This window comes from Shewanella sp. 1180_01 (genome assembly GCF_052850535.1).
On sequence record NZ_VXCT01000008.1, the window covers coordinates 119,691 to 136,068 of the forward strand.

At 46.8% G+C, this 16,378-nt stretch carries 18 protein-coding genes; 13 read left to right on the forward strand and 5 right to left on the reverse strand.

The features are described 5' to 3' along the window. Nucleotides 1–171 precede the first annotated feature (171 nt). Entirely contained in the window at nt 172–786 is a 615-nt protein-coding gene (locus tag FW758_RS07095) for a DedA family protein (RefSeq protein WP_446445011.1), read from the forward strand. A 12-nt stretch (nt 787–798) separates the two neighbouring features. Here FW758_RS07095 and FW758_RS07100 read toward each other — a convergent pair whose 3' ends face one another. From FW758_RS07100 to FW758_RS07120, 5 genes are all read right to left on the reverse strand, one after another. Further along, nucleotides 799–1,023: a DUF6500 family protein gene (locus FW758_RS07100; RefSeq protein ID WP_012586620.1), complete on the reverse strand. Its 225-nt coding sequence runs from the start codon at nt 1,021–1,023 to the stop codon at nt 799–801. Nucleotides 1,024–1,202: 179 nt separating this feature from the next. Further along, the gene (locus tag FW758_RS07105) at nt 1,203–2,669 is read right to left on the reverse strand and encodes a thioesterase (protein ID WP_446445012.1); all 1,467 of its coding nucleotides are present in this window, start codon (nt 2,667–2,669) and stop codon (nt 1,203–1,205) included. A 142-nt stretch (nt 2,670–2,811) separates the two neighbouring features. Then, on the reverse strand, nt 2,812–3,852 hold the full coding sequence (locus FW758_RS07110; protein ID WP_311891336.1) for an MJ1255/VC2487 family glycosyltransferase: 1,041 nt from the start codon (nt 3,850–3,852) through the stop codon (nt 2,812–2,814). A 75-nt stretch (nt 3,853–3,927) separates the two neighbouring features. Then, nucleotides 3,928–4,440, reverse strand: coding sequence for a phosphatase PAP2 family protein (locus FW758_RS07115; protein ID WP_300483027.1), 513 nt, complete (start codon nt 4,438–4,440; stop codon nt 3,928–3,930). A 413-nt stretch (nt 4,441–4,853) separates the two neighbouring features. After that, nucleotides 4,854–5,102, reverse strand: a complete 249-nt coding sequence (locus tag FW758_RS07120) for a uroporphyrinogen decarboxylase (protein ID WP_259563847.1) — start codon at nt 5,100–5,102, stop codon at nt 4,854–4,856. A gap of 324 nt (nt 5,103–5,426) precedes the next feature. On the opposite strand from FW758_RS07120, the gene rraA reads away from it, so the two are divergent. From rraA to hemB, 12 genes are all read left to right on the forward strand, one after another. Further along, nucleotides 5,427–5,912 (forward strand): ribonuclease E activity regulator RraA, encoded by a 486-nt coding sequence (rraA, locus tag FW758_RS07125; RefSeq protein ID WP_006083324.1) that lies wholly within the window; start codon nt 5,427–5,429, stop codon nt 5,910–5,912. Between the two features lie 129 nt (nt 5,913–6,041). Next, nucleotides 6,042–7,106, forward strand: coding sequence for a formimidoylglutamase (locus FW758_RS07130; protein ID WP_446445013.1), 1,065 nt, complete (start codon nt 6,042–6,044; stop codon nt 7,104–7,106). Between the two features lie 245 nt (nt 7,107–7,351). Continuing rightward, a complete protein-coding gene (gene ubiE / locus FW758_RS07135; protein WP_006083326.1) occupies nt 7,352–8,107 on the forward strand; it encodes a bifunctional demethylmenaquinone methyltransferase/2-methoxy-6-polyprenyl-1,4-benzoquinol methylase UbiE in 756 nt (251 codons plus the stop codon). Further along, nucleotides 8,107–8,727: a ubiquinone biosynthesis accessory factor UbiJ gene (locus FW758_RS07140; protein WP_006083327.1), complete on the forward strand. Its 621-nt coding sequence runs from the start codon at nt 8,107–8,109 to the stop codon at nt 8,725–8,727. The genes ubiE and FW758_RS07140 overlap by 1 nt, the downstream gene beginning before the upstream one ends. Next, nucleotides 8,724–10,373 (forward strand): ubiquinone biosynthesis regulatory protein kinase UbiB, encoded by a 1,650-nt coding sequence (gene ubiB / locus FW758_RS07145; protein ID WP_446445014.1) that lies wholly within the window; start codon nt 8,724–8,726, stop codon nt 10,371–10,373. Before FW758_RS07140 ends, ubiB begins: the two co-directional genes overlap by 4 nt. 59 nt (nt 10,374–10,432) lie before the next feature. After that, nucleotides 10,433–10,672 (forward strand): Sec-independent protein translocase subunit TatA, encoded by a 240-nt coding sequence (gene tatA, locus FW758_RS07150; RefSeq protein ID WP_006083329.1) that lies wholly within the window; start codon nt 10,433–10,435, stop codon nt 10,670–10,672. A gap of 6 nt (nt 10,673–10,678) precedes the next feature. Next, a complete protein-coding gene (tatB, locus tag FW758_RS07155) occupies nt 10,679–11,179 on the forward strand; it encodes a Sec-independent protein translocase protein TatB (protein WP_226059453.1) in 501 nt (166 codons plus the stop codon). 3 nt (nt 11,180–11,182) lie between these two features. Continuing rightward, a complete protein-coding gene (gene tatC, locus FW758_RS07160) occupies nt 11,183–11,938 on the forward strand; it encodes a twin-arginine translocase subunit TatC (RefSeq protein WP_006083331.1) in 756 nt (251 codons plus the stop codon). Between the two features lie 45 nt (nt 11,939–11,983). Continuing rightward, nucleotides 11,984–12,511: a hypothetical protein gene (locus FW758_RS07165; RefSeq protein ID WP_259583323.1), complete on the forward strand. Its 528-nt coding sequence runs from the start codon at nt 11,984–11,986 to the stop codon at nt 12,509–12,511. Further along, nucleotides 12,511–13,314 (forward strand): TatD family hydrolase, encoded by an 804-nt coding sequence (locus tag FW758_RS07170; RefSeq protein ID WP_347672844.1) that lies wholly within the window; start codon nt 12,511–12,513, stop codon nt 13,312–13,314. Before FW758_RS07165 ends, FW758_RS07170 begins: the two co-directional genes overlap by 1 nt. Next, the gene (locus FW758_RS07175) at nt 13,307–15,193 is read left to right on the forward strand and encodes a sensor domain-containing diguanylate cyclase (protein WP_446445015.1); all 1,887 of its coding nucleotides are present in this window, start codon (nt 13,307–13,309) and stop codon (nt 15,191–15,193) included. Before FW758_RS07170 ends, FW758_RS07175 begins: the two co-directional genes overlap by 8 nt. A 9-nt stretch (nt 15,194–15,202) precedes the next feature. Beyond that, nucleotides 15,203–16,210 carry a porphobilinogen synthase gene (hemB, locus tag FW758_RS07180; RefSeq protein ID WP_006087116.1) on the forward strand — a complete coding sequence of 336 codons (1,008 nt, stop codon included), beginning with the start codon at nt 15,203–15,205 and terminating at the stop codon, nt 16,208–16,210. Nucleotides 16,211–16,378: the final 168 nt, after the last annotated feature.

Sequence of the window (16,378 nt, forward strand, 5' to 3'; positions counted from 1 at the left end):
AACTGAGTTCGGCCTTTTTTATATTTCAGGTAAAAACTGAAAAACCTGCGTTACGCCTATTCACCGCCGCTAACTAAAACTGGCATGAAACTTTGCTCATAAATCTATCCAGCCAGAGAAGTTGGCGAGTATGATGGGCTAATTGTCCCACTGATTCGATCACTTTCATCCATGCCTGAAGCGCTACAACATATCATCACCGAACTCACCCCTTGGCTGCAGCAATATGGCTATGTGCTGCTATTTGTCGCGATTGCTGTCGAGGGTTTTGGCATTCCAGCGCCGGGGCAATCCTTATTGATTGTCGCCAGTTTATTAGCTGCAACAGGGCAAATGTCACTGCCATTGGTGTTGATCGTCGCAGCTTGCGCTGCACTCAGCGGTAACAGTTTGGGATATTTTATCGGTTGGCGCTTTGGTGATGTATTGCTTAAGAAGGGCTGGATAAAACCGCAATTGGAAGACAAAATCCATGGCGTTATTGGCCAATATTGCATTGCCGCTTTAGTACTGAGTCGTTTTGTTGAGGGATTAAAACAATTTATGTTTATCGGCTGCGGCTTGGCTAAAATGCCACTTAAGCAATTTGTAATAGGTAATGCCCTAGCCACCAGCATTTGGGTGGCACTTTTTGGGTTAGGCCCAGTGTTAATCCGCGATGAAATTGCTCCTATGCTGGCATTTTACCACCAGCACAAATACCCCACATGGGCCATTGTCAGCCTAATACTCGCCGCGCTAATCACTTTTACTTGGCACAGGTGGCAAACAAAAAATCCGCAGTAAGCGATTTAGGATCTATTCTTCCGATTCCTTTTGGATTATCTCTATCACCTTATGAGCCTTAACAAAATGATCTAAGCGATGAGTTTGAATCCACCAAGTCGCCGCTTCCATAAGCAACTCTGGATCATCATTTTTGTTCGCAAAGAAGGCGTAAAATGAGACACCGACATTATCGCCTTTAGTCTCAATTTTTTTATGACAAACCGTGATGATTTTTGCTCTTAACTCAGCTCTCATATTGACTCACAAAGTGTATTGGCCAGCTTATTATTTATTTCCAATGACATATAACACTTGATGTATATGCCTATTACTTTCTAAGCTCGGCCAATTTTGGTTTCAAGAAAATGCCCTGAGGGCTGTGCATAGCAAGTAACATCACTAGCTGAATTCGACATGCTTCTCAGCACTACCGATCACTTTATGCCTTCAGTCTCAACCTTAGGTTGAGGCTCTGCGCCGTCATTTGGCTTAGCCTCAGGTTTTGCTTCTAGTTCTGGCGCTTTGATTGGCGCGTGCGGTACCTCAGTTACGGCAGACTTATCTTGTTCCTGTGGTACGTTTAGCTCCTGCAATGGTGAATTGACCTCAAGCGTCGGTGAACTTTGTTCTTCAGGTAAAGGCTCGACAATCATCACCGGCTCTTGTGGCACAGGCGCTTCACCTTGTGTGGATGTTGCAGCTTCTGACTCTGGGGCTAAAGTACCGAGATCTTGGTTGGCGGGACTTTCCACCGCATGTTTAGGTAATTGATTTCGATACAAATCAATCATACTCATCACTTCAGACAAGGCTTTGGCATGATCCGGCGTCAGAATACCATTGTGTCCTGAGACGATTTCATCCGACACCGCCAGCACCCACACGGCCTGCATATTGGCATCGGGACAGGTTTGCACGGTACGACGGGCCTGCAGACGAGCACGAATTTTCCAACCAGAATGGGGCAAGGTCATCATACAGCCAGGGATTTGATCGTGCGCCATCAAAGCCGACGGCATCTTCATTGGCGTAGTGCAATTGCCACCTGAGCATTTGTCGATATCGTGGGTAATAGCCCAAGAATTACCAACGGCGCGCTCGCCATCCTTGATATAATTGAAAGCTTCTTTCACCGCAAAATCGCCCTTCGACTGCAATACCACCATACTTGGTTTTTGCCTATCTAAGCTCACCAAGGTATCGAGTGGCTGGTACTCCTTCGCGGGCACGGCAGGGTTTAACAGTAAGAATAAATTGGGATTATCCTGCTGATGATCGATAGCAGCCTTGATGCGGTCTTTGCTGGCATGCAAAACAACCGCCCCGCCAAGACTATGACCAATTACGGTATAACGCAGCAGTTTATGCTCTGTCACTAAGCCATCTAGCTTATCAAGCAGTTGAGATAAACCTAATTGACCTATGCGTTTAGCAACCCGTTTACGCTGTAAAATGGTAGGAAAATCTAAAGGTTCAATCCAGCTTTTCGCATCATCTGAGCCATCGAGCCAGAAGGGATCGTATTTATCGCCGCGCCAGCCAATATACAAACCCAATAAGTTGCGCTGCGTATCGGACGCCGCCATCTGCTGATAAAACTGCTCGAAGGCGATAAAGTTTTCATCTTTAGGCTCTGCACTGTGGTGCCAGCCGTGGACAAAAATCAATAGTTCAGGGATCTGTGCAGGCTCTGGCTGGGATATGCGCGCCTCTAGACCTTGCCATTGCCTTTCGTCATGGGGCTGGCCTTGATCGTTAAACTCAATCACATGGAAGTTTTGCTTCGCAATATCTGGGCTGGGAATGTGGTAAGCCTGATCTGGAATAAAAGGGAGTAAGACACAAAGCGACAACAACATTAAAAACAGTAACTTGTACTGGGTAAACTTTTTCAGGCTCATTTATAACAACATAATTAACGGCCAAGCTAGGCCAAAATAGACGTGCTGAAAGGGGCTAACAGCAAAAGTGCCGAAATTATACGCTAACCCCATTGACCCAGCTAGTGCCTAAGTAGTTTTTCACCACAGCTTATGAGCTGATTTAACGCCAAGTATCAGGCAGAGTAACTTGGCTCCACAGCTCTTTACATAGCGGCTGACTATCGTGCCAATCGCCGCCATCAATCCATTTAACCAGCGCATCCCCAACCTGAGGATAGGCAATCGGATTAGGTGATGCGGTTTTCAACCAGCGCTTCACAACGTTCACATCGAGACTCATCATGCTATCTGCGGCCGCCAAGAGTTGCAGCGCCGCCACATTCGATAATTGCTCAAACTGGCCAATCAGTGGTTTCACTAACAACTTTTTACCTAAGGTTAATGCTTCGCTGGCAAGCTCAAAGCCCGCATTGCCGATAACACCACCGCAGCTGGCAAGATGTTGCTTAAAGCCCTCACGATTAAAGCCGTGCCACTTAATGTGTTCCGCAATTTGTCCCTTAGGCTGTTGGCTGTGGTACACCAAAAACTGATAGTCACTGAAATGCGACAGGAAACGAGCAATCACATCCGCATCCTCAAATGGCAAATACACTAAGATTTGATGCGTGTGTTCGAATGGGCTGGCATCCACTTCGACAAAAGGCGGCAAGATAGGGAAACCAAAGTGATGCCAATGGCACCCCAGCGCGATATCCACAGGGGCGAAGTAATTGAGCAGCATTTCATTAAACCAAGTGCTACCGAGTTTTGGCACAGGATGAGTCAACGCCGCCTGATGGCTAATGCCAATCGATGGCACGCCTTGGCGCCGCGCCGCCCAAGCCGATACTGGCTCAAAGTCGTTGAGCACAAGATCGTAGCAACTGAGATCTAAGGCTTTAATATCTTTAAATAACGACAATGACAGATTCTGCCGAACTGTTTGCGGCACATTCACGCGCCCGGAGTGAGTCGCAAACGTCATGCCCGCTTGTACGCGATAATCACCAAAGCATTCCATATCGAAAAACTGATCTGGCTTACGCCCCGAAAATAAAAAGTCCACTTCAATATCTTGTTTCATCAGTGCTTTAGCCATGACGCGTGCACGACTTAAGTGGCCATTCCCTGTGCCTTGAACTCCGTAGAGTATTCGCATTACGTATCCTTAAACTGATGAGTGAAGGAGAATTCCAACTAATGAGATGAAATGATTAACGTGCGCTTGCTTGAATTAAATCACCGGATGGACCAGTAATACTGCCCCCATCCCCAATGAGGCTCCCGCCAAAATATCTAAGGGATAATGCACGCCGAGTGCAATACGTGAGCCCCCGATGCTAAAAGCCCATAAAAACGCGATAGGAGCCGCAACGGGATAAACTTGCGCCACACTCGTTGCCATCACAAAGGCTGCGGCCGTATGACCCGACGGTAAACTGAAGCGATCAGATGGCTCAAAACCACTCTCAAATCCCACAAGCGCATGGCAAGGTCGTGTACGGCGAATGCTATTTTTCAGCAGTAAATACAGCGGCAACTCCACCAAAAAACTCGCTAACATCAAGTTGAATAAGGCCTGCCCTTGAGCGTGAGTCAGCATCAAGCCCACTGACAAATATAAATACACATGCCCATCGCCACTCGCCGATACCCGCTTTGCATGGGCATATAAACCATGGCGTTGGGTGAAACTCACGATATGACAAAACATTCGCTTATCTAAGTCTGCAACGTAACTCAACATAAAACAGGCTCCTTGCTGGCATGCCAGCGAGTTTTACTGCGATGTTAATCTGTGCATTCTCTCGACGACGCTTAGAGTGCTTGGTATCACGCAACCGACTCACCAAGGCCCTACTCACGATTGAATTCGTTATTTACCATTTTCTGGCTAATTTACTGTTTGCTAATGGTCAAACCCGAATCGAATTAGCTAAAGCACTATTAGATAACTTGAGACTAAGAAAGACCTGTGACGGCTAAGTGACATCTGCTCGAAGGTTTTATGACAAGAAGCATGGCTGGGGCTTTGATCTAGAAGGATTCTAGGGACGTTATGCTGGAGCTAAGGAATGTTTTCAGGAATAGCGATAGGACTGAGACAGGATATTGTGTTGCTCTAAATGTGAATCCCAAGAGCAACACAATCAAATAAACTTAGGCTGCGGCGGGAGCATTCGCCTTAGCGCGGTAAATTTTCGTCAAATGGTAAATATTAATACAAGCAACAAACGCATTCATGCCAGCCACTGGCCAAGCAGAAATAAACACCCCATAAACAACAAACAGGGTACATCCCACAAAATTCAACCATCGCAACCAAATGATATTCTTCATCATTAGAGAGATCGCCACCATTACAGAGGCAAAATAACCAATAATTTCAATCGTATTTACAGCTTCCATAGGCACCTCTCGAAGGCCCTCTACCGTCCATAAGCGTAACGGGGGGTCCATGCCCCTAAAGCAAATTAAGTTAAGTAAGTTAATTTAAACTTGGGATATAATACCAAAGCATGCAACAGAGTTGTAATAAAAAACCGTCATTTAATGACTAACATCAAGTTTTACCGCATAACTTCTCAAGTACGACGAAACTTTACTACAGATGTGTTAACGACCCAGTGGCAACAATACCGTGATTGATAACACTTTTCTTTTCAATAATCCCTTTTATACTGGCGTAAACTCGCTAAACTGTACGCAACGCGGATCAATAGGAGTGTAAATATGGAATACAACACCTCAGAATTATGTGACATGTACTTAGATGTCGTAGATGTAGTCGAGCCCATGTTCAGTAACTACGGTGGTTGTAGCTCTTTTGGCGGTTCTATTAGCACCATCAAGTGCTTTGAAGACAACGGCCTAATCACCGAAGTCCTACAAGAGGATGGTCAAGGTAAAGTCTTACTCGTTGATGGCGGTGGCTCATTACGCCGTGCGCTGATCGATGGTGCTATCGCTGAACTTGCGGTTAGCAACAACTGGGAAGGCATTATCGTTTACGGTTCTGTACGCGATGTGGATGCATTGGAAGAGTTAGACATTGGTATTCAAGCCCTTGCCTCAATTCCAGTGGGTGCTGATGGCAATTCAGTGGGCGAAGTGGAAATTCCGGTCAATTTTGGCGGTGTGACTTTCTTACCCGGCGATCACATTTATGCTGATAACACAGGTGTGATTTTATCACCTGAACCACTCGACATTGAGTAATCTCACTGTTCAGCCAAGAAAGCCAGCTAAGCTGGCTTTTTTATTCACTATTTTCAACGTTTCCCCATTGAATCCTCGCGCCACACTGGCCACAATAGCTCGACTCCGGCCGAATAAGAATATCAATCTATGCCTGAATTTATTCCCTTTACCCATACAGATATTGCCTCATTGGTCAGCCCAAGAACCGGCGAAACTAAGTTAGGCCAATGCGTCCATCTGGCTAATCACGAACACACGTTAGAGACCATACTCGCCACTGCAAAAGCCCACGGGGCAAGCTTTGCCATTATCGGCGTTGGCGAAGATATCGGCCCACGTGCCAATTTAGGCCGCGGCGGTGCAACCGATGCGTTCACAACCAGTATGCGCCAATGGCTCAATTTACAATCGAATCGTTTTCTTTCTGGCGCCGAATGCCTAGTGTTAGGCCAAGTGAACACCGCCGATCTGCAGCAACAAACTGCGGGTAATACAACAGCTAACACTAACGTCACCTTAGATGAATTACGCGATGCGGTGGAGCAACTCGATGAGCGCGTTATCCGTATCGTTAGTGCGATTTTAAAAGCGGGTTTAGAACCCATACTCATCGGTGGCGGTCACAACAATGCCTATGGTTTATTGATGGCGACCTACGGCCATTACCAACGCCAAGTGGCCGCAGTGAATCTCGATCCTCATTCGGATTTTCGTCTGCTTGAAGGTCGTCACAGCGGCAATGGTTTTAGTTACGCGGCCGATCGCGGCGCCTTAGGTTGCTACCATGTGCTGGGTTTACACGAGTTAAAAAACAGCGAAGCCAATCTAAGTCAACTCAGCGAATTTGGTGGTACTTGGCATAGCTTGCAACAAATTTGGGTACGCCACGAAATCAGCCTTAGCCAAGCCTTGCTTGAGATCGCCGCCAGACTGAATGACACAGGTTTGCCCGTGGGGCTGGAGCTCGACGTCGACGCTATCGCTAAAATGCCCAGTAGCGCCTCAACGGCAGCGGGTGTGCCATTGCTAGATGCGGCGCATTATGTCAGTTATATCGCCCGCCACTGCCCTTGTGCTTATTTGCATTTAGCCGAGGCTGCGCCAAGTTGCCACGAAGCAGGGATTGAAGCCGGATTTAGGGATGTTGGCCAAAGCCTCAGCGAGCTTATCTACGCTTATGTGCAGGCTCGGATACAGTTTTTGGCGCAATGAGCGCCATCAGTTACCGCCAACAGGGCGCTAAGCTATTCACCAAATCCTGATATTGTGGTCTAATGCCAGTCCATTTTACGTGGTCGACAAGCACTTAATCCTACGACTGTTAGGGTGTGCCTCAAGCTAAGGCATTGCAGTTAGTTTACTAGCTCGATCACAGAGTGATAGATCAAAGATTCAGCAAATGCAGGCGATGGCTTACACTCGCAACTAATACATTGCAAAACAATAGGAACACATTGATGTCTGAGGGCGAATCTAAAAGTACCCACTTTGGTTACAAAACCGTAGAGGCCGATAAAAAGGCCGAACTCGTTGCCGGCGTGTTTCATTCTGTTGCCGCTAAGTACGACATAATGAACGATGTGATGTCCTTCGGCATTCACCGTTTTTGGAAGCGTTACACCATTGAGGTATCTGGCGCCCGCCCTGGCATGAAAGTGCTCGATTTGGCTGGCGGCACAGGTGACTTAACCGCAAAATTCTCTCACTTAGTGGGCGATAAAGGTGAAGTGGTTTTAGCTGACATTAACGATTCCATGTTAAAAGTCGGGCGCACTAAACTGCGCGACAAGGGCATAGTCAACAATGTCAGTTATGTGCAAGCCAACGCCGAAGCACTGCCGTTTCCCGATAACCACTTCGACATCATTACCATCGCCTTTGGTCTGCGTAACGTGACCGATAAAGATGCGGCGCTGCGTTCAATGAACCGCGTGCTTAAGCCCGGTGGCAAGTTATTAGTGCTAGAGTTCTCTAAGCCTCAGCATGAAATCATGCGCAAAGTGTATGATTTATATAGCTTCAAAGTCTTACCTAAGATGGGCGAACTCATCACTAAAGATGCCGACAGCTATGAATATCTGGCTGAATCGATTCGTATGCATCCAGATCAAGATACATTAAAGCAAATGATGGTAGATGCCGGCTTCGAGCAAGTCGACTACACCAACATGACCGACGGCATTGTCGCATTGCACCGTGGTTATAAATTCTAATGATGCCGCAAGAAGTTGTGCTGCTGGTCTGCGCCGCAATTGAAACGGGCCTGAAAAAACTTCAGGCTCAAGCGGGTGACGACTATTCGCGCCAGCGCCAGTTGCATGGCAAAGTGTTTCGTATCCAATTATCGCAGCTCAGCTGGCCACTCTATTTGGTGTTTGCCAAAGAGATCCAAGTACTGAGCCGCTATGAAGGCGATGTCGATGTCAGTCTGCATGCCGATGCGACCACACTTTATCGCGTGTCCGAAGGCGCAAACCTAACTGAACTTATCAAGCAAGATAAACTCAAGCTTGAGGGTGACCTCAATTTATTACAAAGCTTTAGCCAATATCTACGTGGCATCGAGTTTGATTTTGCCGAGCCAATTTCGCGTTATTTAGGCGATGGTCCCACCCACAAGCTCATCAGCACAGGCCATCAGGCAAAGGGTTTTGCACTTGAAGTGTTGCGTAAAACGCGCTCCCACTTAGGGCAACTCGCCGTTGAAGAGTATCGCCTCGCACCGCACCCAATTGAGTTACTTCATTTTCGCGATCAAATGGATGATTTAGTTGCCGATACCCGCGCGATTGAACAACGGATTGCCCAATTAAGAGACCAAATTAAGCCATGACCCTTACCAGTATCCGCCGTGGTTACCATGTCATCAAGACCTTGCTTCAGTACGGGTTAGATGACGTATTGCCGCCAAAGGTGACACCTTGGTACTTTAAACTCGCCCGTAATAGCCTGTTCTGGATCCGCAATAAGCATAAAAATAAGCCCGGTGGCGAACGCTTAAAATTGGCGATGCAGGAACTCGGCCCCGTTTATATCAAGCTTGGGCAAATGCTCTCGACCCGCCGCGATTTACTCAGCGATGAATGGGCCAGTGAATTAGCCATGCTACAGGACAAAGTGCCGCCCTTTGATGGTGCGCTCGCCCGCCAAGCGATTGAAGCTGAACTAAAAGCGCCGATTGAATCCCTATTCGATGACTTTAATGAAATACCATTGGCATCAGCCTCTATTTCGCAGGTGCATACCGCGACCCTGAAATCTAACGGTAAGGACGTCGTACTTAAGGTGTTACGACCGAATGTAGAAGCTAAAATTCAGGCCGATCTGCAGTTGATGTCGCAAACAGCCAAGGTCATCGATTATCTCCTCGGTGAAGGTAATCGCCTGCGCCCTGCTGAAGTGATTGAAGACTACCGCGTGACCATTTTAGGCGAGTTAAACCTTAAGCTCGAAGCCTTAAATGCAGTCAAGCTACGCAATAACTTCCTCGACTCAGATGCGCTCTATGTGCCTTATGTGTATGAAGAGTTTTGCTATCCGCGCCTAATGGTGATGGAGCGCATTTACGGAATTTCGGTCTCGGATATTGCCGCCCTTAAAGCGCAAGGCACCAACTTTAAGTTATTGGCTGAGCGTGGAGTAGAGCTGTTTTTCACCCAAGTGTTCCGCGATAACTTTTTCCATGCCGACATGCATCCGGGCAATATCTTTATTTCCCGCGATCACCCAGAGAACCCTTATTACATAGGGCTCGATTGCGGCATCATGGGCACACTCAGCGAAGTCGATAAACGCTATCTCGCCGAAAATTTCCTCGCCTTCTTTAATCGCGATTATCACCGAATTGCCCAGCTCTATATTGAATCAGGCTGGGTGTCGGAAAAAACCGATCTACAAGCCTTTGAACAGGCGATTAAAGTAGTGTGCGAACCTATGTTCAACAAGCCGCTCGATGAGATTTCCTTTGGTCATGTGTTGCTGGAATTATTCCGTACTGCACGCCACTTCGATATTGTGGTACAACCGCAGTTGGTATTGCTGGAAAAAACATTACTCTATATCGAAGGCTTAGGTCGTCAGTTGTATCCGCAGTTGGATTTATGGCAAACCGCTAAACCGTTTTTAGAGCAGTGGATGGCCGACCAAGTGGGTCCTAAGGCTATGTTTAAAAAGGTATCCACAAAACTGCCATATTGGGCTGATAAACTACCAGAATTCCCTGAACTGATTTACGATAACCTTAAGTTAGGCAGGAAATTGCTGAGTTCTCAGCAACAAATGCTAGATAAGTATTTGAAATACCAGCAGCAGGCACACAAGAGCAACTACTTGCTTATCACTTCTGCAGTTTTATTGATCTGTGGCACGTTATTGATCAATAGAGACGCTACACTATGGACCCCTTATGTTTGTCTAGTTTCAGGCATTATATTGTGGTTTGTCGGATGGCGATCTAGGCCAAAGAATCGCAAATTTTAGCTAGCACTAATTAATCATAGGTTCATAATAGAGCCGATATCAATTAAGAGGATACCTTCATGGGTGGTATTAGTATTTGGCAACTTCTTATCGTTGCATTAATCGTTGTCTTGTTGTTTGGAACTAAAAAATTACGCTCTTTGGGCGGTGATTTAGGTGGTGCGGTGAAAGGCTTCAAAAACGCCATGTCTTCAGAAGAAGATAAAAAGGCATTAGAAGACACCGAAGCGGCTAAAACAGCACAAACGACTCAACAGGCGACTGAAAAGAAACCTGAGTCTAACAAAGAACAGGCGTAACTCTTTATGTTTGACGGTATCGGCTTTATGGAGCTGCTGCTGATCGGTGTTTTGGGGCTAGTGGTTCTTGGCCCCGAACGTCTACCGGTTGCGGTGCGTTCGATAACGAGTTGGATCCGTGCGATGAAACGCATGGCTAACTCGGTAAAAGAAGAACTTGAGCAGGAGCTGAAGATCGAGCAATTACATGCAGATCTTAAAAAAGCCGAGAGCAAAGGTTTATCTAACCTCTCACCTGAACTCAAAGAGTCTATTGAACAACTGAAGCAAGCGGCACAGTCGGTAAACCGTCCTTATCAAGTTCAGGATCCGGTAAAAGACACGCCTGCGTCAGAGAATCAAATACATTCTCCAGTTGCGAGCCCAGTTCAAACTAGTCCAGCTCAAGCGAGCCAAGCTAATCCGACTGCCACTGTAGAGGCGAGTCCAACGTCGGCATCTCCCGCTACTCCAAATGAGCCATCTCAGGGCGCGGATACCCGTTCTAACCCGAAAGCCAACGGATAATTCATGTCGCAACAGCAGCCACTTATCAGCCATTTGCTTGAACTTAGGTCCAAGCTGCTAAAATCCATTGCCAGCGTGTTATTAGTGTTCATTTGCAGCGTGTACTGGGCAAATGATATCTACCATTACATGGCAATACCTTTAATGCAGTCTTTACCCCTTGGTGGCAGCATGATTGCGACCGATGTCGCTGCCCCTTTCTTCGCTCCTTTTAAATTGACCCTAGTATTATCGTTTTTTGTGGCTGTGCCCTATGTGTTGTTCCAGATCTGGTCTTTTGTCGCACCGGGTTTATACAAACATGAAAAACGTTTAGTGATGCCACTGCTATTTAGCAGTACCTTATTGTTTTATCTCGGTATCGCCTTCGCTTATTACATAGTATTCCCCGTCGTTTTTGGCTTCTTTGCTAACAATGCCCCAGAGGGCGTTCAAGTTGCGACCGACATTACTAGTTACCTTAACTTCATTCTGAAGCTGTTCTTTGCCTTTGGTCTATCCTTTGAAATCCCTATAGCCGTTGTTTTACTATGCTGGGCGGGCGTGACAACACCTGAAGAACTTAAGCAAAAACGACCTTATATCGTCGTAGGCGCCTTTGTGGTGGGCATGCTGTTAACCCCACCCGATGTAATTTCCCAGACTATGCTTGCCGTACCAATGCTGTTATTGTTCGAAGGCGGTTTATTAGCGGCTCGCTTCTACAGTAAGCAAGGTGACGACGAGTCAGACGAAGATAGCGAACAAACAAACGACTAACGTCCTCGATGGCGTTAGGGGAATAATACAATAAGGAACATTCTCATGCGCTTAACTCTTATGGCAGCAGCAATTATGCTGGTATCAGTCCAAGCAAATGCCAGCATTGAACAACAGTTAACCCAATGTGCAGCAACAGCCGATAAACTCGACCGCTTGATTTGCTATGACAAGCTAGCAGAAAGCGTCAAAGGCGTAACACCAGCTTTGGCGAGCACTCAAGTTGCGCCTGCGACTGTAGCAACCGTTGCAGCCCCGACTGCTGTAGCAGTAGCGGCCACCGCGCCCCAAGCGCAAGCCGCTAATATTGTCGATGACTTTGGGATGGAAGCTAAGCGCGTTCAAGAAAATACGGTCGATAAGATTTATCTGGAAGTGCAGTCTGTTGCAGAAGATCCCTACGGTGCTATCAAAGTAACATTCACTAATGGTCAGGTATGGAAACAAACCGACGGCCGTAAGTTCAACTTAAAGCAAGGCGAAAAAGTCTACATTGAAAAAGCAGCCCTAGGCTCTTTCTTAATGGGCACTGATGAGCGCAATGCCAAGGCACGGGTAAAACGCCTAAACTAATGCCCTCATACATAGATATCGCTGTCAATTTACTTGGCAGCGCACTCGAGCCAGACACAGCATCGATAATACAAGCGGCGGCGGACCAAGGGGTTTCGCCGTTAATTGTTATTGGCAGCGATTTAACTGAAAGTGCAGCTGCCATCGCGATTTGCCAACAATATCCCAATCAACTTTATTGCACTGCTGGCGTACATCCTCACCATGCCAGTGGCTGGCAAGCTGACTCAAGCAAGCAACAAGCCGAACTCTGCCAAGTGCCGCAAGTGGTTGCCGTTGGCGAATGTGGCTTAGACTACAATCGTGATTTCTCTCCTCGACCCATCCAGCGCCAAGCATTTATTGCCCAACTCGCCTTAGCCGTTGAACTGCAAATGCCCGTACTGATGCACGAGCGCGAAGCTCACGAAGACTTTATTGCTATCCTGCGGGAATATCGCCCACAGCTTAGTGGCGCGCTTTTACATTGTTTCACTGGCACTCACGCCCAAATGGAAGCCTATATCGATCTGGATTTGCATTTAGGCATTACAGGCTGGGTTTGCGATGAAAGACGCGGCCAAGAGTTAGCGCAACTCGTACCATTTATTCCGCAGAATCGCATTTTAATCGAAACCGATAGTCCGTACTTATTACCTCGCAGCATGAGGCCTAAGCCTAAATCGAGTAAGAACAAGCCCGAATATCTCCCCTATATCGCGAGTTATATTGCAAACTTGCGCGGTGAAAATGCTGATGAGTTTGCAGCGCGTTGCTACCAGAATAGCGTAGCTTTTTTTAATTTGGACCGAGTCCATGCTTAAACGAAACTCGTCACTCATACTCTTGCTGTGGCTATGGATGTGTTCAACACCTTCATTCGCAACCCTATTAAGCATTGATGAATCAACGGCGACACCGTTAAACCTTACGCCTTGGTTGATGGTGAGCCACCCCACTTCGGCGAAGGAATTTACCGAGATCCAAGCCTTGCCAAAAACGGATTGGCATAACTTCACCAATAAAGACATTCAAAAACTCAGCGGCCATGATTTTTGGCTGAGTTTCAGCTTAACCAGCCCAGACGAAACACTTTCACGTATTTTAGCGTTAGATAACCCCTTGTTAGACAAAGTGACTATCTACCATTTAGTCAATAATAAGCTCGCTAATACTGTGCTTATGGGCGACACCTTTCCCTATAACGAACGGCCATTTTTGAGCAATATCTTCCTGTATCCTTTTAAGCTCAACATGGATGATACCCATACTTTTTATTTGCATATTCAGACCGAAGGCAGCGCTGCAATACCGTTAAATCTCTGGTCATCTAACGACTTAGCCCAGATTGCCGAATCCACCGCCGTCGAACATGGTTTCCAACTCGGCGTACTTGCCGCGATTGGTATCTTTAGCCTCTTTATTGCCATTGCATCGGGCTCATTCAGTTACAGCTATTATTCTGGCTACGTCCTGAGCATGACCTTGCTCGTCGCTACCATCAACGGTTTTGCCTTTCGATTCCTCTGGCCAAATTGGCCGATATTACAGCAAGTTATGGTGCCATTTTTACTGCCAATCGTTATGGCGTTTGCGCTGATGTTTACCGAAAAAATATTACAGCTCAAATATTTAAACCGCCGCATGCTGCTGACTTGTCGCTATAGCGCTGTGTATATCCTATGTATTGGACTCGCCACGCCTTTTATCCAATATGGAACTGCGCTCTATATCGAGATCATTTCCGTTGCAGTGCTCAGCCTGGTACTTATGGTCTTTGCCATTACTCAGGCTATCAATGGCCATAAACTGGCACGTATGTACACTATTGGCTGGGTGAGTATGCTGACAGGCGCTTGCATCAGTAGCTTGTTGTATCTCAGCGTGATTGACCTCAATTTAAAACCGCAAACGCCTGTCATGCTCGGCCTGACGTTTGAAATCATCTTTATGTCTCTGGTGCTTGCCATCCGCTATAACGATGAACGCAAAGCTAAGCTACGTATTCAGCAAGAGGCCTTGAGGCAAGCACAGAAAATTCGCAGTGCGCGGGAAGAAGCCCTAAAAGCAGAAGCCGAGAGCAATGAGAAACTCGAGAAAATGGTGCAAGAGCGCACCTTAGAACTTGAAATCACCCTCAGAGAATTGCATGAGGTGAACCAAAAGCTCACCGAACAAAGCACTATCGATAGCTTAACTGGGGTCAAAAACCGCAGTGCTTTCGATAAACGTTTGATCGCTGAAAGCCGGATCAGCCGCAGGCAAGAAACACCCATAGCCCTGTTGATGCTCGATATCGATCGCTTCAAGCTGATCAACGATAGATTTGGCCATCTTGCAGGCGATGAAGCCTTACGAACCATAGCCCAAACATTACAGCAACATTTAAAGCGGCCAACGGATCTCGTATCACGTTATGGAGGCGAGGAGTTTGCTATCATCCTGCCTAATACAGCAGAAGATGGTGCACTCCAAGTCGCTGAAACGATAAGAGACGCAGTTGCCTCTATCCATTTCGAATGGGAAGGTGTAGCGATACCTTTGACTATCAGTATCGGAGTCAGTGCCGATATCGTCACTAACGATCAGCACAGCACCAAATTATTAGAACAAGCGGATAAAGCCCTCTACCAAGCGAAAAATGGTGGACGTAATCAAGTCAGCTTATTTTCATCATTTCAAGCAGTACCAGTACCTAATTAGGAGTCAAATGTGAATATCATTACCAGTGCCTTCCCTCAGCGTAGAATGCGCCGCATGCGTAAACATGATTTTAGCCGTCGTCTTATGGCCGAAAATCAACTAACGGTCAATGACTTGATTTATCCCATGTTTGTTCTAGAGGGCACTAATCGCAGTGAAAAAATAGCCTCTATGCCAGGTATTGAACGTTACTCAATCGATTTACTACTAAAAGAAGCCGAAGAACTGGTTGAGTTAGGCATCCCATTAATTGCGCTATTCCCTGTGACGCCTGCAGAGAAAAAAACCTTAATGGCAGAAGAAGCTTATAACGCCGATGCCTTAGTGCAACGTGCTGTACGTGAGCTTAAAAAAGCCTTTCCACAGCTTGGCATCATGACAGACGTAGCATTGGACCCCTTCACCACTCATGGTCAAGACGGCATCATAGATGAGACAGGCTACATTCTTAATGACATCACCACCGAGATCTTAGTGAAGCAAGCATTGTCACACGCCGAAGCCGGTGCAGACATAGTTGCACCGTCGGACATGATGGATGGCCGCATAGGCGCTATTCGCCAAGCCTTAGAAGCAGCAGGCCACGTAAACACCCAAATAATGGCTTACTCAGCAAAATACTCTTCGAGCTACTACGGCCCATTTCGTGACGCAGTAGGCTCAGCAGGTAATCTCAAAGGTGGCAACAAACACAGCTACCAGATGGATCCAGCAAACAGTGACGAAGCTCTGCATGAAGTCGCACTCGATATTCAAGAAGGTGCCGACATGGTTATGGTTAAGCCAGGCATGCCGTATTTAGATATAGTGCACCGCGTTAAAACTGAACTTGCCGTGCCAACATTCGCCTATCAAGTCAGTGGTGAATACGCCATGCACATGGCCGCCATCCAAAATGGTTGGTTAGCCGAAAAAGCCATCGTCATGGAATCTCTACTTTGCTTTAAGCGCGCAGGCGCAGACGGTATTTTAACTTACTTCGCTAAACGTGCCGCACAGTGGCTTAAAGAAGCTTAGACCTAGCGATAGCTGTGTATCAATTGAAGAAAGCAGCCTTATGGCTGCTTTTTTGTATCTGGTCATTGATAGCTATGGGAACTAAATCAGCACATTTGGTGTTATGGAGAGAATGACGGGAGAAAAACTTACTAATGAAATGGAGATTAGGCAGAATTTCACAAATTG

Excerpts from the sequence above, each read along its gene's own strand:
- FW758_RS07095 (WP_446445011.1), top strand. The coding sequence starts at position 172 with ATGCCTGAAGCGCTACAACATATCATCACCGAACTCACCCCTTGGCTG.
- FW758_RS07100 (WP_012586620.1), bottom strand. The coding sequence starts at position 1,023 with ATGAGAGCTGAGTTAAGAGCAAAAATCATCACGGTTTGTCATAAAAAA.
- FW758_RS07105 (WP_446445012.1), bottom strand. The coding sequence starts at position 2,669 with ATGAGCCTGAAAAAGTTTACCCAGTACAAGTTACTGTTTTTAATGTTG.
- FW758_RS07110 (WP_311891336.1), bottom strand. The coding sequence starts at position 3,852 with ATGCGAATACTCTACGGAGTTCAAGGCACAGGGAATGGCCACTTAAGT.
- FW758_RS07115 (WP_300483027.1), bottom strand. The coding sequence starts at position 4,440 with ATGTTGAGTTACGTTGCAGACTTAGATAAGCGAATGTTTTGTCATATC.
- FW758_RS07120 (WP_259563847.1), bottom strand. The coding sequence starts at position 5,102 with ATGGAAGCTGTAAATACGATTGAAATTATTGGTTATTTTGCCTCTGTA.
- rraA (WP_006083324.1), top strand. The coding sequence starts at position 5,427 with ATGGAATACAACACCTCAGAATTATGTGACATGTACTTAGATGTCGTA.
- FW758_RS07130 (WP_446445013.1), top strand. The coding sequence starts at position 6,042 with ATGCCTGAATTTATTCCCTTTACCCATACAGATATTGCCTCATTGGTC.
- ubiE (WP_006083326.1), top strand. The coding sequence starts at position 7,352 with ATGTCTGAGGGCGAATCTAAAAGTACCCACTTTGGTTACAAAACCGTA.
- FW758_RS07140 (WP_006083327.1), top strand. The coding sequence starts at position 8,107 with ATGATGCCGCAAGAAGTTGTGCTGCTGGTCTGCGCCGCAATTGAAACG.
- ubiB (WP_446445014.1), top strand. The coding sequence starts at position 8,724 with ATGACCCTTACCAGTATCCGCCGTGGTTACCATGTCATCAAGACCTTG.
- tatA (WP_006083329.1), top strand. The coding sequence starts at position 10,433 with ATGGGTGGTATTAGTATTTGGCAACTTCTTATCGTTGCATTAATCGTT.
- tatB (WP_226059453.1), top strand. The coding sequence starts at position 10,679 with ATGTTTGACGGTATCGGCTTTATGGAGCTGCTGCTGATCGGTGTTTTG.
- tatC (WP_006083331.1), top strand. The coding sequence starts at position 11,183 with ATGTCGCAACAGCAGCCACTTATCAGCCATTTGCTTGAACTTAGGTCC.
- FW758_RS07165 (WP_259583323.1), top strand. The coding sequence starts at position 11,984 with ATGCGCTTAACTCTTATGGCAGCAGCAATTATGCTGGTATCAGTCCAA.
- FW758_RS07170 (WP_347672844.1), top strand. The coding sequence starts at position 12,511 with ATGCCCTCATACATAGATATCGCTGTCAATTTACTTGGCAGCGCACTC.
- FW758_RS07175 (WP_446445015.1), top strand. The coding sequence starts at position 13,307 with ATGCTTAAACGAAACTCGTCACTCATACTCTTGCTGTGGCTATGGATG.